28 protein-coding genes, 1 tRNA gene and 1 pseudogene are annotated in these 26862 nt (G+C 59.1%); 16 read left to right on the top strand and 14 right to left on the bottom strand.

The genetic code is table 11. From position 1 onward, the window contains the following. Nucleotides 1-13 precede the first annotated feature (13 nt). The 7 genes from ATO10_RS03350 to ATO10_RS03320 all read left to right on the top strand — a co-directional run bounded on the left by ATO10_RS03350 (nucleotide 14) and on the right by ATO10_RS03320 (nucleotide 7310). On the top strand, nucleotides 14-1828 hold the full coding sequence (locus tag ATO10_RS03350) for a cation:proton antiporter (protein WP_035247938.1): 1815 nt from the start codon (nucleotides 14-16) through the stop codon (nucleotides 1826-1828). Nucleotides 1829-1877: 49 nt separating this feature from the next. After that, the gene (gene argS, locus ATO10_RS03345; protein ID WP_035247936.1) at nucleotides 1878-3623 is read left to right on the top strand and encodes an arginine--tRNA ligase; all 1746 of its coding nucleotides are present in this window, start codon (nucleotides 1878-1880) and stop codon (nucleotides 3621-3623) included. Nucleotides 3624-3712: 89 nt separating this feature from the next. Next, nucleotides 3713-4672, top strand: a complete 960-nt coding sequence (locus ATO10_RS03340) for an SPOR domain-containing protein (protein ID WP_035247935.1) — start codon at nucleotides 3713-3715, stop codon at nucleotides 4670-4672. Next, entirely contained in the window at nucleotides 4669-5670 is a 1002-nt protein-coding gene (nagZ, locus tag ATO10_RS03335) for a beta-N-acetylhexosaminidase (RefSeq protein ID WP_035247932.1), read from the top strand. The genes ATO10_RS03340 and nagZ overlap by 4 nt, the downstream gene beginning before the upstream one ends. Beyond that, a complete protein-coding gene (locus tag ATO10_RS03330; protein WP_035247929.1) occupies nucleotides 5663-6439 on the top strand; it encodes a segregation and condensation protein A in 777 nt (258 codons plus the stop codon). Before nagZ ends, ATO10_RS03330 begins: the two co-directional genes overlap by 8 nt. Next, on the top strand, nucleotides 6439-7083 hold the full coding sequence (gene scpB, locus ATO10_RS03325; protein ID WP_035247925.1) for an SMC-Scp complex subunit ScpB: 645 nt from the start codon (nucleotides 6439-6441) through the stop codon (nucleotides 7081-7083). The genes ATO10_RS03330 and scpB overlap by 1 nt, the downstream gene beginning before the upstream one ends. Nucleotides 7084-7097: 14 nt before the next feature. Beyond that, nucleotides 7098-7310, top strand: coding sequence for a hypothetical protein (locus tag ATO10_RS03320; protein WP_035247922.1), 213 nt, complete (start codon nucleotides 7098-7100; stop codon nucleotides 7308-7310). Between the two features lie 7 nt (nucleotides 7311-7317). Here the strand turns inward: ATO10_RS03320 and ATO10_RS03315 are convergent, their stop codons facing one another. The 8 genes from ATO10_RS03315 to ATO10_RS03280 form a co-directional block, all read right to left on the bottom strand. Further along, nucleotides 7318-8403, bottom strand: coding sequence for a 2'-deoxycytidine 5'-triphosphate deaminase (locus ATO10_RS03315; RefSeq protein ID WP_035247919.1), 1086 nt, complete (start codon nucleotides 8401-8403; stop codon nucleotides 7318-7320). Between the two features lie 72 nt (nucleotides 8404-8475). After that, nucleotides 8476-8552: transfer RNA gene (locus ATO10_RS03310), tRNA-Pro, on the bottom strand. A gap of 66 nt (nucleotides 8553-8618) precedes the next feature. Further along, nucleotides 8619-9218: a MerR family transcriptional regulator gene (locus ATO10_RS16140; RefSeq protein ID WP_081806403.1), complete on the bottom strand. Its 600-nt coding sequence runs from the start codon at nucleotides 9216-9218 to the stop codon at nucleotides 8619-8621. 11 nt (nucleotides 9219-9229) lie between these two features. After that, nucleotides 9230-9532, bottom strand: a complete 303-nt coding sequence (gene ihfA, locus ATO10_RS03300; RefSeq protein ID WP_035247916.1) for an integration host factor subunit alpha — start codon at nucleotides 9530-9532, stop codon at nucleotides 9230-9232. Between the two features lie 104 nt (nucleotides 9533-9636). Further along, nucleotides 9637-10608 carry a beta-ketoacyl-ACP synthase III gene (locus ATO10_RS03295; protein WP_035247913.1) on the bottom strand — a complete coding sequence of 324 codons (972 nt, stop codon included), beginning with the start codon at nucleotides 10606-10608 and terminating at the stop codon, nucleotides 9637-9639. Next, on the bottom strand, nucleotides 10605-11711 hold the full coding sequence (plsX, locus tag ATO10_RS03290; protein WP_035247912.1) for a phosphate acyltransferase PlsX: 1107 nt from the start codon (nucleotides 11709-11711) through the stop codon (nucleotides 10605-10607). The genes ATO10_RS03295 and plsX overlap by 4 nt, the downstream gene beginning before the upstream one ends. A 31-nt stretch (nucleotides 11712-11742) precedes the next feature. Then, the gene (gene rpmF / locus ATO10_RS03285; protein WP_035247909.1) at nucleotides 11743-11949 is read right to left on the bottom strand and encodes a 50S ribosomal protein L32; all 207 of its coding nucleotides are present in this window, start codon (nucleotides 11947-11949) and stop codon (nucleotides 11743-11745) included. 157 nt (nucleotides 11950-12106) lie between these two features. Further along, nucleotides 12107-12673 carry a YceD family protein gene (locus tag ATO10_RS03280; RefSeq protein ID WP_238323353.1) on the bottom strand — a complete coding sequence of 189 codons (567 nt, stop codon included), beginning with the start codon at nucleotides 12671-12673 and terminating at the stop codon, nucleotides 12107-12109. Between the two features lie 80 nt (nucleotides 12674-12753). On the opposite strand from ATO10_RS03280, the gene ATO10_RS03275 reads away from it, so the two are divergent. Next, on the top strand, nucleotides 12754-13212 hold the full coding sequence (locus tag ATO10_RS03275) for an outer membrane protein assembly factor BamE (protein WP_035247906.1): 459 nt from the start codon (nucleotides 12754-12756) through the stop codon (nucleotides 13210-13212). A gap of 4 nt (nucleotides 13213-13216) precedes the next feature. Here the strand turns inward: ATO10_RS03275 and msrB are convergent, their stop codons facing one another. Then, nucleotides 13217-13609, bottom strand: a complete 393-nt coding sequence (msrB, locus tag ATO10_RS03270; protein WP_035247903.1) for a peptide-methionine (R)-S-oxide reductase MsrB — start codon at nucleotides 13607-13609, stop codon at nucleotides 13217-13219. 105 nt (nucleotides 13610-13714) lie between these two features. Between msrB and ATO10_RS03265 the strand changes: the two genes are divergently transcribed. Continuing rightward, entirely contained in the window at nucleotides 13715-14446 is a 732-nt protein-coding gene (locus ATO10_RS03265; RefSeq protein WP_035247900.1) for a GNAT family N-acetyltransferase, read from the top strand. Here the strand turns inward: ATO10_RS03265 and ATO10_RS03260 are convergent. Both ATO10_RS03260 and hpt read right to left on the bottom strand, forming a co-directional pair. Next, entirely contained in the window at nucleotides 14443-14625 is a 183-nt protein-coding gene (locus ATO10_RS03260; protein ID WP_035247898.1) for a hypothetical protein, read from the bottom strand. The two genes, ATO10_RS03265 and ATO10_RS03260, sit on opposite strands and share 4 nt — an antisense overlap. Then, a complete protein-coding gene (gene hpt, locus ATO10_RS03255) occupies nucleotides 14622-15158 on the bottom strand; it encodes a hypoxanthine phosphoribosyltransferase (protein WP_035247895.1) in 537 nt (178 codons plus the stop codon). Before hpt ends, ATO10_RS03260 begins: the two co-directional genes overlap by 4 nt. A gap of 71 nt (nucleotides 15159-15229) precedes the next feature. Here hpt and ATO10_RS03250 point away from each other — a divergent pair, with 71 nt between their 5' ends. Then, nucleotides 15230-15679, top strand: a complete 450-nt coding sequence (locus ATO10_RS03250) for a type II toxin-antitoxin system RatA family toxin (RefSeq protein ID WP_035247892.1) — start codon at nucleotides 15230-15232, stop codon at nucleotides 15677-15679. Between the two features lie 52 nt (nucleotides 15680-15731). Here the strand turns inward: ATO10_RS03250 and ATO10_RS03245 are convergent. The 3 genes and pseudogenes from ATO10_RS03245 to ATO10_RS03235 form a co-directional block, all read right to left on the bottom strand. Beyond that, nucleotides 15732-16831, bottom strand: a pseudogene (locus ATO10_RS03245) (ammonium transporter). 142 nt (nucleotides 16832-16973) lie between these two features. Continuing rightward, on the bottom strand, nucleotides 16974-17471 hold the full coding sequence (locus ATO10_RS03240; RefSeq protein ID WP_035247888.1) for a CinA family protein: 498 nt from the start codon (nucleotides 17469-17471) through the stop codon (nucleotides 16974-16976). Beyond that, nucleotides 17468-17962: a phosphatidylglycerophosphatase A family protein gene (locus ATO10_RS03235; protein ID WP_035247885.1), complete on the bottom strand. Its 495-nt coding sequence runs from the start codon at nucleotides 17960-17962 to the stop codon at nucleotides 17468-17470. Before ATO10_RS03235 ends, ATO10_RS03240 begins: the two co-directional genes overlap by 4 nt. A 222-nt stretch (nucleotides 17963-18184) precedes the next feature. Here ATO10_RS03235 and dusB point away from each other — a divergent pair, with 222 nt between their 5' ends. From dusB to trkA, 6 genes are all read left to right on the top strand, one after another. After that, entirely contained in the window at nucleotides 18185-19180 is a 996-nt protein-coding gene (dusB, locus tag ATO10_RS03230) for a tRNA dihydrouridine synthase DusB (protein WP_035247883.1), read from the top strand. Beyond that, nucleotides 19180-20283, top strand: coding sequence for a two-component system sensor histidine kinase NtrB (locus ATO10_RS03225; protein ID WP_035248356.1), 1104 nt, complete (start codon nucleotides 19180-19182; stop codon nucleotides 20281-20283). Before dusB ends, ATO10_RS03225 begins: the two co-directional genes overlap by 1 nt. After that, complete coding sequence (locus ATO10_RS03220; RefSeq protein ID WP_035247880.1) at nucleotides 20283-21653, top strand: sigma-54-dependent Fis family transcriptional regulator; 1371 nt, start codon at nucleotides 20283-20285, stop codon at nucleotides 21651-21653. The genes ATO10_RS03225 and ATO10_RS03220 overlap by 1 nt, the downstream gene beginning before the upstream one ends. A 134-nt stretch (nucleotides 21654-21787) precedes the next feature. Then, on the top strand, nucleotides 21788-24001 hold the full coding sequence (locus tag ATO10_RS03215; protein ID WP_035248355.1) for a sensor histidine kinase NtrY-like: 2214 nt from the start codon (nucleotides 21788-21790) through the stop codon (nucleotides 23999-24001). 15 nt (nucleotides 24002-24016) lie between these two features. Further along, entirely contained in the window at nucleotides 24017-25423 is a 1407-nt protein-coding gene (ntrX, locus tag ATO10_RS03210) for a nitrogen assimilation response regulator NtrX (RefSeq protein WP_035247877.1), read from the top strand. A gap of 59 nt (nucleotides 25424-25482) precedes the next feature. Next, nucleotides 25483-26859 carry a Trk system potassium transporter TrkA gene (trkA, locus tag ATO10_RS03205; protein WP_035247874.1) on the top strand — a complete coding sequence of 459 codons (1377 nt, stop codon included), beginning with the start codon at nucleotides 25483-25485 and terminating at the stop codon, nucleotides 26857-26859. Nucleotides 26860-26862 lie beyond the last annotated feature (3 nt).

Below are 26862 nucleotides of genomic sequence, written 5' to 3'. Positions count from 1 at the left end.
CGAGGAACGCGTGATGGCAGTAGCAGCAGATGGGGCAATGACCCCGGTAATGGCCTTCGCCCTTGTGGGCGCTTTGGGGGTTGGGTCGCAATGGTTGGCGTGGCGTTTGCGCATGCCGGCGATTGTTTTGATGCTGCTCGCCGGGCTGATGGTTGGCCCGGTTCTGGGGTTTTTTGACCCGGTGCGCGATATTGGCCCGTTGATGGGGCCGATGATATCCATCGCCGTCGCGATCATTCTGTTTGAGGGCGGGCTGACGCTGAACCTGCATTCACTGGCTGACGCGGCCAAAGGTGTGCGGCGCCTGGTCATTGTCGGCGCGCCGGTGGGCTGGGTCGCTTCGGCCCTGTCATTGCACTATGTTGCTGGTCTGGGTTGGCCTGCGTCTTGGGTCTTTGGCGGCATCATGATCGTCACCGGCCCCACGGTGATCGCGCCCCTGCTGCGCTCGGCGCGCCTGAAACGCCGCCCCGCCGCCTTGTTGCAGTGGGAGGCCATCGTCAATGACCCGGTCGGCGCATTGGCCGCCGTGCTGGCCTTTGAGGTGGTGATCGTGATGAACGCCGCCACCACGCCCGGCCACGCCGCGCAAGAGCTGATCATCGGCATCGGTTTCGCGGCCATCGTTGGGGCAGCTGCGGGCTGGGGCATAGCACAAGGGTTCCGCCGCGCCTTGGTGCCTGAATACATGAAAGTCCCTGTGCTGTTTGCCGTGCTGTTGGGCGCGTTTGCTCTGTCAGATGCGGTGCTGCATGAAAGCGGGCTGTTGGCCGTAACGGTAATGGGCCTGTGGATCGCCAATGCCGATTTACCGTCTTACGTCGAGCTGCGCCGGTTCAAAGAACACGCCACGATCTTGTTGGTTTCGGGGGTGTTTATCCTTCTGGCCGCGTCGATGAAGCTGGAAACACTCGCGATGCTGGACTGGCGCGCGGCAGCGTTTGTGGCCTGTGTGATTCTTGTGGCGCGGCCTTTGACGGTATTGTTGTCGCTGGCCTTCACCGGGTTGCCGGTCCGCGAAAAGCTGTTGGTTGCCTTCACCGGCCCGCGCGGGGTGGTTTTGGTGGCCGTGGCCGGGCTGTTTGGCGAACGTTTGGCGGCGATTGGCATCACCGATGGCGCGCAAATCGCACCGCTGGCCTTTGCCTTGGTCGCGGCCACCGTTGTGTTGCACGGATTCACCCTGACCCCGCTGGCGCGCGCTCTGGGCCTGACCGGCGGAGAGGTCTCGGGCGTTGTGCTGTTGGGCGGTTCGCGCTGGTCTTTGGGGCTGGCGCAAGCCCTGCAAAAGATCGAAGTTCCGGTGCTGATCGCCGACCGTAACCGCAGCCACCTGCGTCATGCGCGCGAGGCCGGAGTGCCGACCTTCTATGGCGACATCCTGTCTGAGGGCGCTGAACACCACCTTGAAATGGCCCCTTATGGCATGATCATCGCCGCCACCGACAATGACGCCTATAACACGCTGGTCGCCACCGATCTGGCACCCGAGTTTGGCCGCGACAACGTGCATCAGGTCAAACGGCCGGGGCAGGGGATTGCCCGCCACGCCTTGCCACCGTCACTGGGCGGCCAAGCCATTGGCGGTGACGAAGGTTTTGCCGAGCTGGACCGCAAGATGCGCGCCGGATGGCAGTTCCGCACGCCGAAGATCAGCGAAGAGTTCACCCTGACACATTGGCGTGAAATGAACCCCGAAGCCGTACTGCTGGGCCGCCTGACGCCGTCTGGCGATCTAAGCTTTGTAGCCGATGACCCCGAGCTTAAACTGCCCCATGACAGCACGCTGATCACCATGGTGCCGCCCGAACCGCCAACGCAGGATTGACGCCGCTTGTGCCCGTGGTAAACCGCCGGGCAACCAAAGGATGCCCGAAATGAACCTCTTTACCGAACTGCGCGCGCTGGTGATCGACAGCCTGACCCAAATGGTGGCCGAGGGTGTGCTGCCCGAGGGGCTGGATTTCAAGAATGTTGCGGTGGAGCCTCCGCGCGATGCCGCTCATGGGGATATGGCCACTAACGCCGCGATGGTGCTGGCCAAACCCGCCAAGATGAAGCCGCGTGACATTGCCGATGCTTTGGCCGCCAAGTTGGCCGCCGATGATCGGATTGCATTGGCCGAGGTTGCGGGCCCGGGTTTCCTGAATCTGCGTCTGGCGCCTGCGCTGTGGCAGGGGCTGGTCAAAGCCGTACTAGAGCAAGGCGCCTCTTTTGGCCGCTCGGACATGGGGCAGGGCGACAAGGTGAACGTCGAGTATGTCTCGGCCAACCCGACCGGGCCTTTGCACGTGGGCCACACCCGTGGTGCGGTGTTTGGCGACGCGCTGTGTAGCCTGTTGGATTACGCAGGTTTTGACGTGACCCGCGAATATTACATCAACGACGGTGGCGCGCAGGTCGATGTTTTGGCGCGCTCGGTCTATCTTCGGTATCTCGAAGCGCACGGTGAGAAGGTTGAATTCCCTGATGGCACCTATCCGGGGGATTATCTGGTTGCGGTCGGTGAGGACCTGAAAGCCAAGGTGGGCGATGCCTATGTTGGCAAAGGCGAAGACATCTGGCTGGACGAGGTGCGCGAGTTCTCTACCGAAGCGATGATGGATCTGATCCGCGCCGATCTGGCCGCCTTGGGCGTCGAAATGGACGTTTTCTATAGCGAAAAATCGCTCTATGGCACGGGCAAGATCGAAAGCGCCTTGGAAAGCCTTGAAAACAAGGGCCTGATCTATGAAGGCGTGCTTGAGCCGCCCAAGGGTAAGATGCCCGAAGATTGGGAACCGCGCGAACAGACCCTGTTCAAATCCACCGAGCACGGGGATGACGTTGACCGCCCTGTCAAGAAGTCGGACGGTGCCTGGACCTATTTCGCCCCCGATATCGCCTATCACTATGACAAGGTTTCGCGCGGCTATGACCAACTGATCGACGTTTTTGGCGCCGACCACGGTGGCTATGTCAAACGGATGAAGGCCGCTGTATCGGCTCTGTCAGACGGCAAAGTGCCGCTGGACATCAAGCTGACGCAGCTGGTGCGCCTGTTCAAAAACGGCGAGCCGTTCAAAATGTCGAAACGGGCGGGCAACTTCGTGACCCTGCGCGACGTGGTCGATCAGGTGGGCGCCGGTGTGACCCGTTTTGTCATGCTGACCCGGAAAAACGACGCGCCGCTGGATTTTGATTTCGACAAGGTGCTCGAACAATCCAAAGACAACCCGGTTTTCTATGTGCAATACGCCCATGCGCGGGTGTGCTCGGTGCTGCGCAAGGCGACCGAGGGCGGCGTGGCCGTGGATGACCCGACGCTTGCAGGGGCCGACCTGTCGAAACTGGACCACGAAGCAGAACTGGCTGTGGCCAAGAAACTGGCCGAATGGCCGCGCATTGTCGAAATCGCTGCCCGCACGCACGAGCCGCACCGGGTAGCGTTTTACCTCTATGAGCTTGCCTCGGACCTGCATTCGCTGTGGAACCGCGGCAATGATCTGCCTGAACTCCGCTTCCTGCAAGAGGGTGACGCGGCCACATCTCAGGCGAAAATTGCGCTGGCCCGCTCCGTGGCCGTTGTTATTTCCGCCGGTCTTGGTATTCTTGGTGTGACGCCGCTGGAAGAAATGCGCTGAAAAACAAGCGCAAACCGCAGCGTCGAAGGCAGGCAAGACAGTTCGGGTTGCACGGTTAAACCGCGCGGCCCGTCGACGGCGAGGCGGGTATGGCAGACATCGACTACGACGAATATCACACAGAACCTCAGGCACAGCCGCGCTCTGGCGCTGTGCAAAGCATGGTCACCTGGGCCGGGGCTTTGACCTCGGTTGGACTGGTGGTTGGGCTGGCTGTTTGGGGTGTTCAGCTGACCATGCGGGACGTGTCAGGCGTCCCTGTGGTGCAGGCATTGGAAGGCCCGATGCGCGTGGCGCCGGTTGATCCGGGCGGTCAACAGGCCGATCATCAAGGTCTGGCCGTCAATCAGGTCGCCGCAGAAGGCGAAGCCGCAGAACCCGCAGATCGCTTGCTATTGGCGCCAAGCCCGGTTGATCTGGCAACTGAAGATGCGACGCCAGCTGCGCTCCGCCCGGTTCCGCGCGTCGAAACCGCCGCAGCGCCCGCGACCACACCCGACACCGCGCCCGAACCCGCCCCGCAGTCACCTATTGTGGCGCCCGAGGCCGTTGCCGCCGCTTTGGCGTTGGCGCAGGAGATTTCGGAAGGGGCGACGCCGCTGTCGCCGCCGGTTGAGCCAGTTCAAACCGCTGCTGTCGCTCCGGCACCGGCCCCAGCGCCCGCACCCGTTGCCGTGCCTAAAGTGTCTGGCCTGCAAAGTTCACCGCGCCCCAAACCGCGCCCGGCTGTTGATCTGACCGCATCGCGCCCGGCCCCGGCAAGCGTTTCTACAGAAGTCAGCGCCACCTCTGTCGCGCCCGGGACAAATCTGGTGCAGTTGGGCGCCTTTGACAGCCCCGAAGTGGCGCGCAATGAATGGCAGCGCCTGTCGGTCAAATTCGGAAGTCTTCTGGAAGGAAAACAAAGACTTGTCCAATCAGCCGTAAGTGGTGGGCGCACTTTTTACCGCCTGCGCGCCGTGGGTTTTACGGACTTGTCTGATGCGCGCCGCTTCTGCGCTGCGCTGACCGCAGAAAAGGCTGATTGCATTCCGGTGGTGTCTCGTTGAGCGCGCCCGGAGCTTACATTTTTGGCTGCGAAGGGCTACGTCTGAGCGCAACGGAAAAAGCCTTCTTCGCTGAAAGTGACCCGTTGGGGTTCATTCTGTTTGCCCGTAACGTCGACACTCCTGATCAGCTGCGCTCTCTGACAAGCGAACTTCGTGACTGCGTTGGGCGTGATGCCATGATCCTGATTGATCAGGAGGGGGGGCGCGTCGAACGCCTGACCGCGCCGCACTGGCGCGAATGGATCCCGCCGCTTAGTCAGGTTGAAGGAGCCGCAGAGGCCGCAGCTGAGATCATGAAACTGCGCTATCGCGTGATTGCGGCCGAGCTGCGTGCGGTAGGGGTCGATGTAAACTGCGCCCCTTGTGCGGATATCGCCCGGCCCGACACCCACCCGGTTCTGTACAACCGCTGCTATGGGATGAACCCGGTTCAGGTGGCCAAGATTGGCCGCGCGGTGGCCGATGGTTTGCTGGCAGGTGGCGTGCTTCCGGTGCTTAAACATATCCCCGGCCATGGTGCTGCAACGGCTGACAGCCATCTGGAACTACCGCGTGTCGATCTGCCGGCACAGACACTGTTTGACGAGGATTTCAACGCGTTCAAAGCGCTGTCAGACCTGCCCTTGGGCATGACGGCGCACGTTGTGTTCGAAGCACTGGACAGTGTTCACTGCGCGACAAACTCGTCGATTGTGCATCAGATCATGCGTAAAGATATCGGGTTTGACGGGCTGTTGATGAGCGACGACATTTCTATGCACGCGCTATCGGGTGACATGCAAAACAGATGTGAAATCGCGTTGGGCGCGGGCTGCGATATCATTCTGCATTGCAACGGCAAGATGCCGGAAATGCTGGATATTGCAAAGGCTTGCGGCGCCCTGAACACCGCTGCTTTGACCCGCGCTGATGCCGCTCTTGCCCTTCGTGGCGCGCCTGAAGACCCTGTCGATTTGATCGCGCAGTGGGATGCCCGCATGGCTGTGACCCATGTCTGAGCCACAGCTGCCTCTGTCTGTCGCCGAACGGGTCGAGGCGGAATCGCTGATTGTTGATGTGGATGGGTTTGAAGGACCGTTGGACGTTCTTCTGACGCTGTCGCGCACACAGAAAGTCGACCTGCGCAAGATCTCGGTCATGCATCTGGCGCAACAGTATCTGGCTTTTGTGGAACGCGCCAAACAGCTGCGCCTGGAACTGGCTGCGGACTATCTGGTGATGGCGGCTTGGCTGGCGTTTTTGAAGTCACGACTTCTGTTGCCACCGGACCCCGAAGACGAGGGGCCGTCGGGCGAAGAACTGGCCGCCCACCTGGCCTTTCAGCTGGAACGCCTTCAGGCGATGCGGGATTCCGCTGCACGTTTGATGGGGCGAGACCAGCTTGGCCGCGACTTTTTCGTGCGCGGTATTCCCGAGGATGTCACCCGTGTGCGCAAAATAACCTATACGGCTACGCTGCTCGATCTGATGCAGGGTTACGCCCGCATCCGTACCCGCGACGAATTCCGCCCCTTTGTGATGGATCGTGATGCAGTATTAACCATGGAACAGGCGCTTGAGAGCATGCGCCACTTGATTGGTTATGCTGGAGATTGGACAATGCTGGTCAGCTACCTGCCTGAAGGTTGGCACACAGACCCGCAAAAACGTCGCTCGGCCACTGCCGCTACGTTCGCCGCATCGCTCGAACTTGCCAAGGCCGGGGCGATAGAAATCAAACAGGGCGAAACCTTCGCTCCCATCCAAATACGCAGGAAGCCGGATTAATGGCCGAACCGCAAAGTGACGAACAGACCCTCTTTGAAGCGCCGCCCATGGGTGAACAAGAGCGCATGGTCGAAGCCGTGCTGTTTGCCAGCGCCGAGCCGGTCAGCGTGGCTGATTTGAACGCCCGTATGCCTCATGGCTGCGACGCGGCCGAGGCCTTGCACCTGCTGCGCAAACGCTATGAAGGACGCGGCGTGCGTGTGGTGAAAGTAGGGGACGCCTGGGCCATGCGCACCGCGCCTGACCTTGGTTTCTTGATGCAAAAAGAAACGGTTGAAACTCGCAAGCTGAGCCGTGCTGCAATCGAAACCTTGGCGATCATTGCCTATCATGCGCCCGTCACCCGCGCAGAAATCGAAGAAATTCGCGGCGTGAGTGTCAGCCGCGGGACGATTGATCAGTTGCTTGAAATGGAGTGGATCCGTTTTGGGCGCCGCCGCATGACACCGGGCCGTCCGGTGACCTTTGTGGTGACACAGGATTTTCTGGACCATTTCGGCCTGGAAAGCGCGCGCGACCTGCCTGGGCTCAAAGAGCTGCGCTCGGCCGGGCTGCTTGAAAACAGACCCCCGCCCGGAAATCTGGGCGAGGACGAAAATCCCGAAGACGAAGACCAAAGCGATATGTTTGAGGACGACGCCTGAGGAGGGTCGAAACAATGAGCAACCAGATGATTAATATGGTGATCCGCATGATCACCCGAAAGCTGATCAATAAAGGTGTCAACAAGGGGATTAACATGGCCGCGACGCGTGGCCGCGACCCGCAGGATATGACGCCCGCAGAACGTCAGCAGGCCAAGAACGCCCGCCAGCAGACCAAAAATGCCAGAAAAGCGATGCGGGTCACACGCAAGATCGGCAAATTCTGAACGGTGCTCAGGCCCGGAAATGCTTGGACAATTTCAGCCCTTGGCCCTGATAGTTTGACGCAATGCCCACGCCGTACAATTCGGTTGGGCGTTGTGCCATTTTCTCATAGACCAACCGTCCGACAATCTGGCCGTGTTCCAGCACAAAGGGCGCTTCGTGGCAGCGTACTTCAAGCACGCCGCGTGCGCCGGCTCCACCGGCTTCGGCATGGCCGAAACCCGGGTCAAAGAACCCTGCATAATGCACGCGGAATTCTCCGACCATCGCTAAATATGGTGCCATTTCAGCAGCATAGAGCGGCGGAATACACACGGCTTCACGGCTGACCAAAATGTAGAAAGCGCCGGGATCAAGGATGATCTGACCGTCTTTCGTATGGATCGGTTCCCAGTAATCGGCCGGGTCGTAATGGTTGATCAGATCCAGATCAATCACCCCGGTGTGGGGCTTGGCGCGATAGCCAACCAAGTCACCCTTTGCCGGCTCCAGATCAACCGAAAAGCCCAGCCCCTCGGAAATGACCGCCGGGCCGCCAGTGACCAGCGGGGTCTTGGCATGCAGGTCCTTCAGCGTGGCATCATCCAGAATGGCCTGACCGCTGCGGAACCTGATCTGATTCAATCGCATGCCCGGGCGCACTTTGACGGAAAAGCTGCGCGGGCAGATTTCAGCATAAAGCGGGCCGGTATAACCTGCGGGAATGCGGTCAAATTCTGTGCCACCATCGGTGATTGTGCGGGTCAGAAGGTCAAGACGCCCGGTCGAAGACTTCGCATTCGCCACCGCCTGAATTGACTGGGGCAGGGCGAGGCTCTCCATCAGGGGCACCACATAGACGCAGCCCTTTTCAAGCACCGCACTGTCGGTCAGATCAATCTGATGCATCTCAAATTCTGACAGACGATCCGCAACGCTGCGCCCTTCACCCGCCAGGAAAGAGGCCCGTACCCGATAGGCCACATTGCCCAGTCTTAAATCCAGAGATGCAGGTTGAACCTGAGCCGCTTCGATCGCAGGCTGACCGGCAAGAGCGCCAGTTTCAATCATGTTTTCAATGGCTTGCGCAGGCAGTACGCCGATTTGATCTTCCATGATTCCCCCTGTGACCCCCTTAGATATACAGAACCGCCCGGTGCTGATGCCAGCACGGGCGGTTCGTGTATTTGGTCGGGCTAGCAGGACTCGAACCTGCGACCTTCCGTCCCCCAGACGGACGCGCTACCAGGCTGCGCCATAGCCCGACGTGAAGCGCTTCATACCATTTCTGCGCGTGGGGGCAAGACAGAAATCTCAGAATTTTCAAAGGATCATGCCCCGGATTGCATTCGGTCCCGCAACGCCTTTAAACGGCTTAGCGTACTCTGCTTTTGAACATCGCTTGCGGCCTGAAAACGGCTGCGCGCAGCGTCACTCAGAACCAAGGACCGAAGACTGATAACCTGTGCCAGTTGGTCTTCATCCGTCGGATCATCGTCGGGAAGGCCAACACCAAGCGGGGCTCGGGCAGGGGCAGCAGACGGGGCCTCGGGCGCAAGACGGGGCTTGTTCTTGGGCAACTCGACAACGTTGTCGCTGAGCGGGGCCTCTTCGACATTTTCTGCCATCGGCGCTTCGATTGCGTCTTCGCCATCCAGCGGCTGCGACAACGCCGAAACCTTCTTAACACCCTGTTCCCGGAGCAGTTTTTGCGCCCCACGAATGGTCATGCCATCTTCGTGAAGCAACTTCTTGATGCCCCCCAGCAACAGCATATCCGCCGGGCGATAATATCGACGCCCACCAGCACGCTTCACCGGTTTCACTTGATTGAATTTGCTTTCCCAAAACCGCAGCACATGGGTCGGAGTTTCAAGCCATTCTGACACCTCGCTGATCGTGCGAAAGGCGTCTGGTGACTTTTTCTCCATGTGCGCAGTCCTTACTTACGGTTCCCTGCCGCAACCTTATCTTTCATCAGGTGCGAGGGGCGGAAAGTCAGGACACGGCGTGGCGAAATCGGAACTTCTTCGCCGGTTTTCGGATTGCGGCCCACGCGGGCGGCCTTTTCACGTACGGAAAAGGTTCCAAAAGACGAAATCTTGACTTGCTCACCACTGACCAGCGCGTCCGACATATGCTGCAGGATATCTTCTACCAGCGTCGCGGATTCATTGCGCGACAGACCAACCTCACGAAACACAGATTCGCTGAGGTCCATTCGGGTCAGTGTTTTGCCGGCCATTTTTCCACCCTGGGTCAATAATTCTTCAATTGATCCCTAACTTGCGCTGGAATTGATTTCCGAGTCAATATCAACAGCTTGCAGATCAGAGTTTGCGCAGCTTTTTACCAGCGCACCACCACGGATCCCCATGCCAGACCACCGCCAATGGCTTCGGTCACGACCAAATCACCCTGTTTGATCTTGCCGCTGGCCTTACCAACCGACAACGCCAGGGGGATCGACGCCGCCGAAGTGTTGCCGTGGTCCTGAACAGTGATGATGACCTTGTCCAACGGCACCTGCATACGTTGCGTGGTGGCCTTGATGATCCGCATGTTGGCCTGATGGGGGACAACCCAATCCACGTCGCCACTGCCCAGCCCGGCCTTCTCTAGCGCGGCATGGGCGGTTTTCGCGAGTTTCTCAACCGCGTGGCGGAAGACTTCCTTGCCAACCATGCGCAGATGGCCGGTATTTTCCGAAAAGACACCGCCATCGACATAGAGGATATCGCGGAACTGACCGTCCGAATTCAGGTCGGTCGACAGAATCCCCCGATCCTGAGCGGTCCCGGCACCTTCTTGTGCTTCCAGCACCACAGCCCCAGCACCATCGCCAAACAGCACACAGGTGCCACGGTCTTCCCAGTCCATCAGGCGCGAAAACGTTTCGGCCCCGATCACCAGAACCCGTTTGGCCGTGCCCGCCACGATCAGCGCATGGGCATTGGTCAGCGCATAGACAAAACCGGCGCAGACGGCCTGGACATCAAAGGCAAACCCGGCGGACATCCCGATTTTATCCTGCACCATGGTGGCACAGGACGGAAAAGTGTTGTCAGGGGTCGAGGTTGCAACGATGAGCGCATCAACATCATCAGGCTTCAGACCGGCATCTTCCAACGCGGCCAGCGCAGCGTTTGCGGCCAAGCGAGAGGTCGTTTCGCCTTCGGCGGCGAAGTGGCGGCGTTCTATACCAGTGCGGGCGCGAATCCATTCGTCGTTTGTATCGAGGGATTTCTCAAATTCTTTGTTCTCAACGACACGTTCCGGCAGGTAATGCCCTACGCCTTTTACTACGGCCCTGATGGTCATAAATTGTCTTTCACCTCTGGCCCTTCTGCACCTGCATCTTGGCGCGGCGCCGTGGCCGATGCAACCCGTGCTGCCAGTCTTTCTGAAAATCCGCTTTCGCCCAGCTGGAACGCCAGTTTGACCGCGGCGGAAATACCGGTCGCGTCGGCCGAGCCGTGCGACTTAACCACGGTGCCGTTCAGACCTAGGAATACACCGCCATTCACCCGGCGCGGATCAATCCGCTTCTTCAGCCGTTGCATCGAGGTGTAGGCCAGCATCGCCGCGATCCGCGACAGCGGCGTATGGTTAAACGCCGCGCGCAGCAGTTGAGAAATCAGACTGGCGGTGCCTTCGGCGGTCTTTAGCGCCACATTGCCGGTAAACCCATCGGTAACGATCACATCGACCTTGGCCGACGGGATGTCTCCGCCTTCGACAAAGCCAACGAATTCATAATCGTTGCTTTTTGCGTTCGCGGCGATCAGGTCATGGGCGGCCTTCAGCTCGGCCCGGCCCTTGTGTTCTTCGGTGCCGACATTCAGCAGCCCGATACGCGGATGGCTAAGGGCCAGACCATTGCGGGCATAGGACGCGCCCATAAGCGCATATTGCAACAGGTCATCTGCATCGGCGCGGATATCGGCGCCGACATCCAGCATCACGTTGAAACCACCCCGGTTCTTTGACGGCCACAGACAGGCGATTGCCGGGCGGTTCACCCCAGGCAACTTGCGCAAACGCACCATCGACAGCGCCATCAAAGCGCCGGTGTTGCCACAAGAAACACAGACCGATGCGTCGCCATTGCGGACCGATTCAATCGCAGACCACATGGACGACCCTTTGCCGCGCCGCATCACGTGGCTGGGCTTGTCATCCATTTTGACAACGGTTTCGGCATTGCGAATCTCGCACCGTCCGCTCAGCACACGTTTCTTGGCGACCAGCCGGGAAAGCGTATCCTCGGGGCCGTGCAGGATGAATCCAATGTCAGGGTTCTTTGCTGCAGAACGTGCGATGCCGGCAACCACAGCTGCCGGCCCACGGTCGCCCCCCATCGCATCCACCGAAATAACGGTGGAGGGGGCAGGAATATTAGCCTGATCGCTTGCAGAAGACATGAGTCAGGCTCAAAGCCCCAAAGCTGGGGGCTTACGCCGCGTCTTCGTCCAGATCAATCTCGTCGGCCTGCGCAACGACTTCACGGTCGTCGTAGTGGCCGCAGGCACCACACACGTGGTGGGGGCGCTTCAGCTCGCCGCAGTTGGGGCATTCTGCCGGGTTTCCTGCAACCAGGGCATCATGCGAGCGACGGTTACCGCGGCGTGACCGCGTGATCTTATTCTGTGGGACAGCCATGTCACAACCTCGGGTCTGGGGACCATAGCCCCCGCATTTTTCTAAGAAATGGGTGCCGCCGCAGCCCCTTGGCGCGTCGTCTTTCCCATCATGTAAACGAGGCCGGGAACATACTCGGATTTGGGCGCGGCGCAAGTGTTTTTTGTTATTGCCACGCTCAGGAGTTACCCTCGTCCTCTGGGCTGCCTTTTAGCAGCTTATTTTTCAATTCTGCAAGGCCTGCGAAGGGTTTGGTATCTTCGTCCTGCATCGGGTCGATTCCGGGTCCGGCAAAGGTGGATTGCGACAATTCAGCCGATTCTGCGCGCGGGTAAAGCGGCACGTGCAGCGCCAGTGCTTCTTCCATCACCAAATTCAGGTCCAAAACCTCGGGGATCAGCTCGATACTTTCATCTTCGGGCATTTCCATTTCTTCGCCGGTTTCGCGTTCTTCGATCTTGGCGACGTAGCGATTGCTTATATCCACGTCGATCCGGGTCGAAACTGGCTCCAGCGTCACCACACAGGGCTGCACGAGTGTCGCGCCCAGCTTTGCAATCAGGTGCCAGTCTTTCTTGCCATCCGGGTGCAAGGCGCCCTCAAAACTGAGCTTGCGCAACGACACCAACCCCTGCCGTTCAGCGATCTGCGCACGCTGATCAGCGTCAGGAGCCAGTTTAAACCGATGACTTTTGCCCTGGCTCAGCCCGGGCATACGCAATTGAGTGTCTGTGCTTTGGGTCACGTTAACGTTCCATTCTTGAACCGGAGCCATTCCTTCTATAAGCCGATACGGAGCAAAGAACGGCATGACAAGGGGTCGGAATGCGAAACATCCGGGGGGTGCGGGCAATAACTTGCGCAGGCGTGGTTGCGCTGGTGCTGTCAGGTTGTACGCCAATCGTCGATCGCCATGGCTATGCGCCATCTCAGGCCGATCTGGAAACACTGATCGTTGGTGTCGACAATCGGGATTCGCTGCGCGAACTGGTCGGGCCACCGTCAGCGTCGGGCATCGTAAATGAAGACGCTTGGTACTATGTGCAGTCCGTGCACAACACGCGCGGCTTTACCGCCACCAAAGAAGTCTCGCGCACCGTTGTCGCTGTCAGCTTTGATGACGCGGGCACCATCAGCAACATCGAACAATACGGTCTGGAAGATGGCCGGGTGATCGTGTTGAACCGCCGCGTGACCGACGACAACATCAAAGGTGTTTCGTTCATCGCTCAGCTGTTGGGCAATGTCGGCAACTTCACCGCAGAACAGTTCCTGGATAACTAAGCGCTTATTCGGGCTCAAATTTCAGCGCCACACCGTTGATGCAATATCGCAACCCGGTGGGCGCAGGCCCATCGGGAAAGACATGGCCCAGATGGGCCTCGCAGCGGTTACAGTGCACTTCGGTCCGGCGCATGAAAAAGCTGCGGTCGTCTTTTTCGCCAACCATTTCAGGGTCCAGAGGCTGATAGAAACTGGGCCAGCCGGTGCCACTTTCGAACTTTGTGGCCTGTTCAAACAACGGCGCATCACAGCAAACGCAGGTGAACACTCCGGCCTCTTTCGGAAAGTCATCATGGGTGAAAGCGCGCTCAGTGCCGTGTTTGCGCGTCACTTTATATGCCAAATCAGACAGCTGTTCGCGCCATTGGGCATCTGTTTTGGTGATCTTGTCGCTCATCCCGTTTCCCTTTCGTCAAATACCTGTCACATCTTGTGTGTTATGGGCCACCAACCATATGTAAGCTGTCGGACACAATCCGCCAGAGCTTAGAGGAACGCGCCCATGTTGGCATTGCGCAAAGGTCGTTACGTTGCCCGCTTCGCCCAAACCCCGGCGGATGTGCGCGCGGCGCAGAAATTACGCGGCCTGTCGTTTCGTGGCAGCGGCGCAGATCGCGACATATTTGACGATATCTGCAAGCATATCCTTGTCGAGGAAGCCAAATCCGGCACATTGGTTTGCTGTTTCCGCCTGCTGCCACTGCAGGACGGGGCGCAGATCGATCAAAGCTATTCCGCGCAGTATTACGAGTTGTCCGCGCTGCATCAGATTGACGGCCCGATGGTTGAAATGGGCCGGTTTTGCATTCACCCGGATTGGAAAGACCCCGACATTCTGCGCGTCGCATGGGGGGCAATGACCCGCTATGTGGACGAGGCAGATGTCGAGATGCTGTTTGGCTGTTCTTCGTTCAAAGGCACCGAGGCAGACACCTACATGGATGCCTTCGCGCTGCTCAAGGAAAAACATCTGGCACCCAAACGATTCCTGCCACGGATCAAAGCGCCCAACGTCTTTAAATTCGCGCAAAAACTGCGTCAGAAAAAACCCGACGCCAAACAGGCGCTGGCAGGCATGCCCCCTTTGCTGCGGACCTATCTGATGATGGGGGGCTGGGTGTCAGACCACGCGGTGGTCGACCGCGATCTGAATACGTTGCACGTATTTACCGGGCTCGAGATCAAAGCGATCCCTCCGGCGCGCAAACGCCTGCTGCGGGCGACGGCAGGTTAAAAACCGACCCGTCCGCGCGGGTCGCCGTTTAGCGTCAACCAATCGGGCCAGCCCACCAGCCACTCGATCCCGGCCAGCACCAAACAGGCCACAATGATCCCGATCACCAACTTCACCCGCGCCTCGGATGGGGGGCGGCGCGCCCATTTGGACATGCGCAGAAGATGGCGGGGATTCATTCGGTAAACCGTACTTTGCCGATAAAGGGCAGGTTGCGATTGCGTTGGGCATAATCAATGCCATACCCCACGACAAATTCATCGGGGATCTCAAACCCGGTCCAATCGGCCTTGATTTCCACCTCGCGCCGAACCGGTTTATCCAACAACGCACAGACCTTAAGCCGCTTTGGCCCACGCCCTTCTAAAAGGTGCAACACGTGGCTAAGGGTAAAGCCTGTGTCCACGATATCCTCGACCACCAGCACATCGCGCCCGGCAATTTCACCGCGTAAATCCTTCAAAATGCGGACTTCGCGCGAACTTTCTGTGCTGTCGCCATAAGAAGACGCTTCCAGAAAATCGACCTCAACCGGCAGGTCCAGCTCGCGCACAAGATCGGCGATGAACACGAAAGAGCCGCGCAACAGCCCCACCACAACAAGCTTGTCGGTATCCCCAAAATGGCTGCGAATATCGCTGGCCAGTCCCTCAATTCGGGCGGCGATCGTCTTGGCCGAGATCATCTCGTCTATGTCATAAGGTCTCTGCATATCGGCTGTCCCTTGATCTTTGGCGCGTTTTGGCTGAAATGACCCCTCACTGATACCAGCTTTGCGGGCCCATGCCGACCCATACTGACACCAAAGACCTGCCCTATTCTGCCGCACAGATGTTTGATCTGGTGGCAGATGTTGCATCATATCCGCAATTCCTGCCCTGGACCGCGGCCGCCCGGATCCGCAGCCGCAAACCGATAGAGGGCGGCGAGGTGATGGAGGCCGATCTGGTGATCTCGTTCAAGGTGTTTCGTGAGAGATTCGGCAGCCGGGTAAAACTTTTCCCGCAGGAACGCCGCATCGAAACCGACTATCTGGACGGGCCCTTCAAACACCTGCATTCCACGTGGGAATTCACCGATCTGCCTGATGGCGGCTGCCGCGTCGCCTTTCACGTCGATTTCGACTTCAAGAACCGTGTTCTGCAAGGCGTCATTGGCGCAGTGTTTCACGAGGCCATGCAGCGCATCGTCAAAGCGTTCGAGGACCGGGCAGACGATCTGTATCGCAGCTAACCGGAATGCAAAACGGGCCCCGATGGGCCCGTTTTAAGTTTATGTGATTGGCTTACGACGAAATGTCGTAAGCGCGCTCGCCATGGGTGGTCAGGTCCAGACCGGTTACCTCGGTCTCGGCATCGACGCGCAGCGGGGTGATCAAGCTGACCAGTTTGATCAGCACCACGCTGACCACCACGGTGAACACACCCACCACGGCCAGGCCGCCCAGCTGCGCCGCCCAGGAGCCCGCACCAAAGGCCGCGATCATGATCGTGCCAAAGATGCCGCCTACGCCGTGTACGGCGAAGACATCCAGCGTGTCGTCGATCTTCAGCCCATTGCGGATCAGGTTCACGGCTTCCTGACACAGCACACCGGCAACCGCGCCGATGATTAGCGCCTCAACAGGGCCCACAAAGCCCGACGCCGGGGTAATCGACGCCAGACCCGCGATGGTGCCCGTCACGATCCCAACCAGAGACGCTTTACCATATTTGATCTTCTCCCACAGCGCCCATGACAGCGACGCGGTCGCGGCCGAAATATGGGTCACGGTCAGCGCCAGTGCAGCGCCACCATCCGCCGCCAACTGCGAACCGCCATTAAAGCCGAACCAGCCAACCCACAGCATTGCTGCGCCGATCATCACGTAGCCGGGGTTATGGGGCGGGGTGGTGCGGTCTTTGCGCGGACCAAGGAACACGGCAATCAACAGCGCCGCGATGCCGGCCGTTTCATGCACGACGATGCCCCCGGCAAAGTCTTTGACACCGGTCTCGCCAAAGATACCGCCGTCAGACAGGAAGCCTCCGCCCCAGATCCAATGGACGACCGGCGCATAGCACAGCAGCATCCACAGGGACGAAAACAGCAGCACAAAGCCAAAACCGACACGTTCAACATAGGCACCCACGATCAGCGCCGGGGTGATGATCGCAAAGGTCATCTGGAACGCAAAGAACAGGATCTCGGGCAGGGTGCCTGCAAGGTCCTCGGTTCCTACGCCCAACAGCAAGACCTTCCCAAGCCCGCCCCAATAGGCACCACCATCGCCAAATGCGATTGAATAGCCCGCAACAAGCCAAAGCACGCTCATCAAGCAGGCAATGGCGTAAACAGCACCAAGGCTGTCGCAACGATGATCCAGGCGGTATCCGCACCGTTCATTGAATTTCCCCTTCCGTTTTTATTGCGGCGCAAAAAGCAGCAATTAAGAGGTCAAACAAAGGGCTATGGTGTCATTATGTCGATTATTTAGTGTGCGTTTTGTAGATCGCATTACTTTCGGGCGCTTTATGCGCCCTTTAGATTACTTTTTAATCTTTTGTGAATCTTGGGCCAGGCGCGCCTCAAGCAAGCCCAGAGCATGCTCCACCGTCGCGCGGCGCACATTCTCGCGCCCCAGAGCTCCGAACTCTTGCGTTTCAGTCCAGACACCTGCCGTATTGGCAATACCAAAACACACGCGCCCTTCGGGCTTGTGGTCAGACCCGCCCGGGCCGGCAATCCCCGTCACAGCAACCGTCAAGCCAGCGCGCGAATGGCGGAGCGCCCCAAGGGCCATTTCTTGTGCGACCTGCTCGGACACCGCACCAAACTGGCGCAAGGTATCTGCCTTCACGCCCAGCATCTGCATTTTAGCGGCGTTGGAGTAGGTGATGAAACCACGATCAAACACGTCAGAGCTGCCCGCGACCTCTGTCAACGCACCGCCGATCAGACCGCCGGTGCAGGATTCCGCTGCTGCCAGCAAGACGCCAGCCTCGCGGGCCAGCTCAAGCACGGTTTGCGCAGGACCATAGGTCATAATGCCAAAACCCCGTGATAGAGACCGGCCAAGACAATGACACCGATCCCGGCGAACACACCCGCGATCAGATCATCAAGCATCACGCCCATCGCGCCGCCCTTGCGGTCTGCCCACCCGACCAGCCATGGCTTCCAGATGTCAAACAACCGGAACAACACAAACGCGGCAACCCAGCCGGGCCAAGGGAAATTCCAGCTGTCCAGCCCCGCCATTGTAAAGCCAAGCGAGGGCGCCAGCATCGCCAACCACTGTCCTGCGACCTCGTCGATGACGATTTCGGACGGGTCTTTTTCCGTGCGGGTTTCCAGATCACGGGCAATCGACCAAAACCCCAGAAGCGTCACCAACACCGTCGCTACAGCCAGCAGGACAAAGCCGCCCAGCCCATGCAATACCAACGCGACCGCAACCGCCGCCGCTGACCCCCAGGTGCCGGGCGCCGGGCGCAATTTGCCGATGAAAAAGAAGGTGGTGAGCGCGCGGATCATACTGTTTCTCGTTTTCGATTGGTTAAGTCGGCCAAGTTCTGACCAACTTGTCATCTATTCGTCTACGCGCTGCCACGCATCGGGGCAATGGGGCAGATAAACGTGGCCATTTGCATAAATTTTAATCGCCATACGTATTGTGGCGCGATAATGGGCGGGTGGAATTGACTCTGAATTCATCAGAGCGCTAATCCGATCATTGATTGCACAAGGATTGAGCATTTGGCCATAAAACTGGCAAGCACATCATTGTCCCCCCCGGTTTTCCTGGCCCCGCTGGCCGGGATCACAGACTTGCCGTTTCGTAATCTTGTCTCAAGCTTTGGGGCTGGGCTGGTGGTGTCTGAAATGGTGGCCAGTCAGGAAATGGTGCAAGCAAAACCCGGTGTGCGTGAAAAGGCCGAGCTGGGCTTTGACAGTGACAACACCGCCGTGCAGCTGGCAGGACGCGAAGCCCATTGGATGGCCGAGGCCGCTCGCATGGTCGAAGACAACGGCGCTCAGATCATCGACATCAACATGGGGTGCCCGGCCAAGAAGGTTACCAGCGCAAGCGGGGCAGGGGCTTCGGGCTCGGCCCTGATGAAAGATCTGGATCATGCGTTGACCTTGATCGAAGCTGTGGTGAACGCTGTTTCAGTGCCGGTTACGCTTAAGACCCGTCTGGGCTGGAATGATGCACTGCTGAACGCGCCGGAACTTGCCAAACGCGCCGAAGATGCCGGCATCCAGATGATCACCATCCATGGCCGCACCCGGTGCCAGTTCTATAAGGGCGCTGCCGATTGGGCGGCAATTGCAAATGTGAAGCGGGCTGTCAGCATTCCGGTCATCGCAAATGGGGACATTCTGGGCGCTGATTCCGCCCGTAGTGCTTTGCAGCAATCAGGCGCTGATGGCGTGATGATTGGGCGCGGCGCTCAGGGGCAGCCCTGGCTTTTGGCGCAGATCGCCAACGACCTGTTTGATGCACCGCAGACGGATGCCCCCCAAGGCGGGGCGCTGACCGAACTGGTGTGCACCCATTACGACGCCATGCTGTCGTTTTATGGCGAAGAGCTGGGCCAGCGCGTCGCACGCAAGCATCTGGGCTGGTATATGGATCACACCCAAACCCCGGCCAACCTGCGCCGCGCAGTATTGACCAGCCCGTCAAGCGCACAGGTTCTGGCACTGCTGCCAGAGGCCCTGAACCACGACCACAGGCAGGCCGCATGATGTTTGAAAAAGACGCCATATGGTCGGCCCTGCCAATGCCGACACTGGTGCTGAACGGCGACAACACGATTGCGCGGGTTAATCCCGCGGCGGAGTCCTTTCTTTACCGCTCGCGCCGCTCTTTGCGGGATAAACACCTGTATGACGTGGTCGAGATTTCGATCCTGAACGAAGCCATGTTGGGCCGGGTTCGCGCCAACCAATCGCCCATGGTGTTCAACGACCTGAACGTACAGGTGCCGGGCAAAGCCTCGGTTCAGTGCCACGTGCAGGTAACCCCGTTGGGCGAGGATGACGATACGCTGCTGCTGCTGATTTCCCCGCGCGAGATCGCGGGCAAGCTGGACCGCGCACAAAGCTCTAAATCCGCTGCGAAATCAGCGATCGGGATGGCCGAAATGCTGGCTCATGAAATCAAGAACCCCCTGGCGGGCATCACCGGCGCGGCGCAACTGTTGTCGATGAACCTGCCGCCAGATGACATGGAACTGACCGACCTGATCGTGACCGAATGCCAGCGCATCGTGAAGCTGCTGGAACAGGTCGAACAGTTTGGCAACCTGCGCCCCCCCGAGCGCAAACCCGTCAACCTGCACGATCTGCTGGACCGCGCTCGCAAATCAGCCGAGCTGGGTTTTGCCGCCAATGTGCATTTCATCAGCGACTATGATCCATCTTTGCCCGCCACCATGGCCGACGGCGATCAGATGTTGCAGGTCTTTTTGAACCTGATCAAAAACGCGGCCGAAGCCATTGCCCGCAGCGGCCAAGGCTCGACCATCCGTATTCACACCTTCTATGATCGCTCCTTGCGCCGTTTAATTGCCAGCGGCGAGACCATCCCGGTACCGCTGCAGATCGAGATCATCGACGACGGCCCCGGCCTGCCGCCTGAAATCGCGTCAGAAGTGTTTGAACCCTTCGTTTCAGGCCGTGAGAACGGCACCGGGCTTGGCTTGGCGCTGGTGTCAAAGATCGTGTCTGAAAATGATGGCCTGATCGCCACTGAATCCGCGCCTGGTCGCACGGTATTCCGAATTTCGTTGCCCTTGGCCCCACGGGCCAAACCTCTCTCCAAATCCAAAATATCGGAGGATAACTGATGGACGGTACAGTTCTGGTCGCAGATGACGACCGCACAATCCGTACAGTTTTGACCCAAGCCCTGACCCGCGCCGGGTGTAAGGTGCACGCCACCTCCAGCCTGACCACGCTGATGCGTTGGGTTCAGGAAGGCAAAGGTGATCTGGTGATCTCGGACGTGGTCATGCCAGACGGCAACGGGCTGGAAATGCTGCCCAAGATTAACATGGAACGCCCCGGCCTGCCGGTGATTGTGATCTCGGCGCAAAATACGATCATGACCGCCATTCAAGCGGCCGAGGCCGAGGCCTATGATTACCTGCCCAAACCGTTCGATCTGCCGGACCTGATGAAACGCGCAGCGCGTGCGCTGGAAACCAAGCGCCGTGCCCCCGCCGCGCCCACCAGCCCGCCGCCGCGCGAGGAAAACGAAGATCTGCCCATGGTCGGGCGCACGCCGCAGATGCAGGCGCTGTATCGTCTTGTTGCGCGCGTGATGAACACCGATCTGGCGGTGCTGATCACCGGTGAATCCGGCACCGGCAAGTCGCTGATCGCCCGTGCGATCCATGACTTCTCTGACCGCCGGAACATGCCCTTCGTGGCCGCTTCAGCGTCGGATCTAAGCGGCATGGATGGCCCCTCGGATCTGCTGTTGCGGGCCAAGGGGGGATCGATCCTGTTTGACGAGGTGTCCGATCTGGATGCCGAGGCCCAGGCACGCATCGTGCGTATGCTGGACAGTTTCGGCGATAAGGCACCGCGCATTATGGCGACGTCGCAGACCGATCTGATGAACAAAATGGAGTCGGGCGAGTTCCGTCAGGACCTGTTCTATCGTCTTGGTGGGGTCACGGTGAACGTACCCAGCCTGCGCGAACGCGTTGATGACATTCCGCTGCTGGCCGATCACTTTCTGGGCCGTGCGGAACGCGAAGGCTTGCCGCTGCGCCGCTTTGCCGAAGATGCGATGGAACTTATCCGCGCCTACAGCTGGCCCGGCAACGTGCGTCAGCTGGAAAACACTATTCGCCGCCTGATGGTGACATCCTCAGAAGAGGTCATTGCGCGCACCGAGGTCGAAATGGTGCTGGGCAACCAGCCCGAGATCGAGCCGCACGTCGGTGGTGGTGAAGGCGAAAAGCTATCAGCTTCGGTCGCCAAGCACCTGCGCCGTTACTTCGATCTGCACGGTGGGGTTCTGCCACCACCGGGCCTCTATGCCCGCATCCTGCGCGAGGTCGAACTTCCCCTGATCGAGATCGCTCTGGACGCGACCGGCGGCAATCAGGCCAAATGCGCCGATCTGCTGGGGATCAACCGAAATACTTTGCGTAAGAAGATCACTGACCTTGATATTCGCGTGACTCGCCGCCGCAAGTTGATGTAAATACGCAACACGAGCGTTGCCCTTTGGCCGCAAACCAAAGGGGCGCAAGTCAAAAGCCCCGCGTATGACCGCGGTGCAGTATTTACGAGGGAATTGTGCTGACCAAAGCGCCGAGCACGACGCTGGACCGGCTGATGAAGCTGCGCCGCATGCGGCGTTGGGGCAATTTTGCCACGCTCAGCCTTGTTGTTCTGGGGCCAGCGCTCGCTATTTTGACCCTGCTTTTGTTGGGGCCGCTGGATCACAGCGCAAACTCGGTTGTTTTGCGCCTGACGCTGCTGGCCGACCTTGTCTACATCCTGACCGTGGCAACACTTGTGGCGTTTCGCGTCGCACAGATGATCTCAGCGCGCAGGCGCCACTCGGCGGGGTCGCGGCTTCACCTGCGTCTGACCGGCGTCTTCGCCATCGTTGCGCTGATTCCAACCGTTCTGGTGGCCGTCTTCGCCGGGCTGACGGTGAACACCGGGCTTGAGGGGTGGTTTTCAGATCGGGTGCGCCAGGTTGTCGGCTCTTCACTGGAGGCCGCGCAGGCCTATGAAGATCAGCACCGCGCCGATTTAACCGAAGACGCCCAGGCCGTTGCTGCCTTTTTGAACCTTGCACGGCAGAGTTCATTCTTCTTGTCCGATGCCGAGGTGCGCCGCCTTTTGACCACCGCGCAGGGGCAGGTGCAGCGCGGCTTGAAAGAGGCTTACGTCATTGACGGCACCGGTGAAATCAAAGCGCGCGGTGAACGTTCCTATCTGTTTGACTATGAGCTTCCCAGCCCGGCGCAAATCGCCCAGGCCGAATTGGGCGATATTGTCCTGCTGCCTGATCTGCCAAATGACGAATATCGCGGGTTGATCAAGCTGTCCGCCTATGTTGACCGCTATCTTTACATCACCCGCATCGTTGATGGTGAATTGCTGGCTTTGCTGGATGAAACGCAGGAAACCGCACTGTTCTATCAACAACTGGAAGCCGACCGGGGACGGCTGCTGTTTGAATTCGGCCTGCTTTACATCGGGTTTGCCGTGATCCTGATCCTTGCCGCGATCTGGCTTGGCCTGTGGTTCGCAGAGCGGCTGTCACGCCCTGTGGGGCGCCTGGCTGGCGCAGCGCAACGGGTTGGGGCAGGTGATCTGGATGTGCGCGTGGTCGAGGAAAAAGGCGATGACGAAATCGCCATGCTGGGTCGAATCTTCAACCAGATGACCAAGCAACTTAAGGTACAACGCAGCACCCTGATGGCGAACAACCGCCAGATCGAAGATCGTCGACGTCTGTTCGATTCGGTGCTCAGCTCGGTTACCTCGGGGGTGATCGGACTGGATGAACAGGGCCGAGTCGATTTCATGAACCGATCAGCCCGACGATTGCTGGACATGGAAGATCTGGACGAACACCCACCGCTGGAAGCAATGGTACCCGAATTTGCCGGGCTGTTTGACCGGCTGCGCGGCTCGGGCGCGGAAACGGCCCAGAAGGAAGTTCGCCTGCTGCGTCGAGGCGCGATGGAAAATCTGCTGGTGCGCATGGCCACGCGGCGCGACGAAAAAAGTCACCTTGTGGGCTATGTGGTTGCCTTTGACGACGTGACCGATCTGGTATCGGCCCAAAGGATGGCCGCATGGGGAGACGTCGCGCGCCGGATCGCACATGAAATCAAGAATCCGCTGACCCCGATCCAACTGTCGGCCGAACGGATCCGCCGCAAATATGGCCGAGAGCTGGGCGATAACGCCGAAGGCCTAAACCAGATGACGGACGTAATCGTGCGTCAAACCAATGACTTGCGGCGCATTGTTGATGAGTTTTCCAAGTTTGCCCGCATGCCCGAACCCGACCGCCGTATCAGCGATCTGACGGCGCTGACTCGTGATGCTGTGCTATTGCAGGAAGCCGGCCAGCCCGGCGTGACCTTCCACGCGGACCTTCCCGACGCCAGTATCATGGCCGAGCTGGACGACACCATGATCACTCAAGCCCTGACAAACTTAATCAAGAACGCCGGGGAAGCCATTGAAAGCCTGCAGGAAAATGGGGCTCCAACAGGTCATGCGCCTGAAATCCGTGTCACCATGGAACCCAGTAAGAAAAACGTCACGATCCGTATCAGCGACAACGGCATCGGTCTGCCAGAAGACCGCGCCAAGCTGTTTGAACCCTATGTGACGACCCGCAGCGAAGGCACCGGTCTTGGCCTGTCCATCGTGAAAAAGATCATCGAAGAGCATGGCGGCACCCTGGCGCTGACCGACGCCAATATATTTGAAAACAACAGCCATCGAGGCGCACAGGCGGTGATCACCCTGCCGCGTCTCGATGACACCGATCTCCGCGCAACGACCGCGGCGCAATAGCAGTAAGAGGTACCCATGGGCGATATTCTGATCACGGACGACGAGCGCGACATTCGCGAGCTGATCTCGGATATTTTGCAGGACGAAGGTTACACCACCCGCCTCGCAGCGAATTCAGATCAATGCATTCAGGCGATTGAGCAAGAGCCCCCGGCACTGATGATTTTGGACATTTGGCTGAAAGACAGTCAGATGGATGGGATCGACATCCTGACCAAGGTTAAGCGGGAAAACCCTGAAATCCCGATCGTAATCATTTCGGGCCATGGCAACATTGAAATCGCTGTCGCGGCGATCAAACAAGGCGCGTATGATTTCATCGAAAAGCCCTTCAATATTGACCAGCTGCTGGTGGTGATACGCCGGGCAATGGAGACCTCGCGTCTGCGCCGTGAAAACACCGAACTCAAACGCGGCGATAGCACACCGGCGGAAATGATCGGCTCCAGCTCGGCGTATAAAACCCTGCGCGGGCAGTTGGATAAGGTGACAAAATCAAATGGTCGGGTGATGCTGACCGGCCCGGCGGGCAGTGGCAAGGAAATCGCCGCGCGCTACATCCACGCCAATTCCAACCGTGCCTCGGCCCCGTTCACCGTGGTGAACTCGGCTTCGATAGAGCCCGACCGTATGGAAGAAGTGCTGTTTGGCCGTGAAGACGGTGAGCGCGGGCAGGAACCCGGCTTGCTGGAACAAGCCCATGGCGGGGTACTGTATTTCGATGAAATCGCGGATATGCCACTTGGCACCCAGTCCAAGATTTTGCGCGTCCTTGTTGATCAGCAATTTCAACGCGTTGGCGGCGCAGGTAACGTCAAGGTCGACATCCGGGTGATCTCGTCCACCAACCGTGATCTTGAAAAAGAGATCAACGCCGGCGCCTTCCGCCAAGAGCTGTATCACAGGCTGAATGTGGTCCCGATCAACGTGCCCGCCCTGGATGAACGGCGCGAAGACATCCCCGAACTGGCGGCTCATTTCATCGATCTGTTCAACCAAAGTCAGGGCCTGCCGCAGCGCCCCTTGAGCGACGAAGCAAAGACCTTGTTGCAGACGATGGAATGGCCCGGCAACGTGCGCCAGCTGAAGAATGTGATCGAACGCGTGTTGATCCTTGGCGATGGCAATGGCGAAATCGCGGCGCAAGAGTTGCCTGAAACCTCGGAAGCCCCAACCGAAGAGGGCCGTGTGGTGTTGTCCAGCTCGTTGGCGACCATGCCCCTGCGTGAAGCGCGCGAATTGTTTGAACGCGAATACCTGCTGACGCAAATCAACCGCTTTGGCGGGAATATTTCGCGCACCGCGTCTTTCGTGGGGATGGAACGTTCCGCGCTGCACCGAAAGCTGAAATCGCTGGGCGTCGTCACCAGCAACAAGGCCGGGGCACGGGTCGCCCATGTCGAAGAGGAAAGCGACGCGTGATTGACCACCCGCGCCGCATCTGCAAATGATGCGTCTGATATGGCAACCGGGGCCGAAGCATGAAAGTGATCATTTGCGGGGCAGGGCAGGTGGGCTGGCAGATCGCCCGCCATCTGGCCAGTGAGCGCAACGACGTCACCGTCGTCGACAACGATGCCGATCTGGTGCGCCGCGCCACCGATACGCTGGACGTTCAGGGGGTGGCTGGCTTTGCCTCTTATCCTGACATTCTGGACCGGGCCGGGGCGCGCGATGCCGATATGATCATCGCCGCGACCTATTCTGACGAGGTCAACATGGTCACCTGTCAGGTGGCCCATTCGGTTTTTGCAATCCCGCGCAAAATCGCGCGCCTGCGCAGCCAAAGTTATCTGACAGCGATTTATTCCGATCTGTACCGGCGTGACCACATGCCCATCGACGTGGTGATCAGCCCCGAGCGCGAAGTGGCCGAGGCCGCCTTGCAGCGTCTGGCTGCCCCGTCCGCCTTTGATACGGAATCTTTTCTGGACGGTGAGATGCAGCTGCTGGGCATCACCATTGATGACGATTGCCCGGTCATCAACACGCCTCTGCGACAGCTGACCGACCTGTTTTCAACCCTGCGGGCGCTGGTGGCCGGTATCCGGCGCGAAGGGTCTTTGTTTGCCCCGGAATCCGGCGATCAGCTGTTCCCGGGCGATCAGATTTACTGTTTTACCCATCGCGACGACGTCACCCGCACGCTCGAAATTTTCGGTAAATCCACCAAGCAACAGGAACGTGTGGTGATCATTGGTGGTGGCAATGTTGGGCTGGTTGTAGCCCAGACGCTGGAAAGCCAGACCCGCCGCGTGCGCGCCAAGGTGATTGAAAAGAACCGCACCCAGGCCGAAGTGGCGGCTGATGCGCTGGAACGCACCATCGTGCTACATGGCGATGGCATGGACGTTGGCCTGTTGGCCGAAGCCAGTATCGACAAGGCTGACGCCGTTTTGGCGGTTACCGATGACGATAAAACCAACCTTCTGGCCGCGGTGCGTGCCAAGGCCGAAGGCTGCCCAATGGCGATCAGCCTTGTCAACGATCCATCCCTTGTGCCGATGATGGAGCCGCTGGACATCGACGCTTATATCAACCCGCGCTCGACCACAGTCAGCTCGATCCTGCGCCACATCCGGCATGGGCGCGTACGCGGGGTGTATTCAATTGGCGATGCCGAGGCCGAGGTGATCGAGGCGCAGGTTCTGTCGACTTCGCCCATCGCAGGCAGCCAGATCCGCAACATCGACTTCCCGCAAGGCGTGATGGTGGGGGCTCTGCAAAAGGGCGACAAGCTGATACGCCCCAAGGGCGGCACCCGCGTGGACGAGGGAGACATCATCCTGCTATTCAGCCTTGCCGCCGACGTGCCCGAGGTAGAACGTCTGTTGCAAGTGTCAGTCGATTTCTTCTAAGCC

The organism is Actibacterium atlanticum (genome assembly GCF_000671395.1).
GTDB lineage: Bacteria > Pseudomonadota > Alphaproteobacteria > Rhodobacterales > Rhodobacteraceae > Actibacterium_D > Actibacterium_D atlanticum.
The sequence above is the reverse complement of the archived record's forward strand: the minus strand, read 5'-3'. Positions and strand labels throughout refer to the sequence as shown.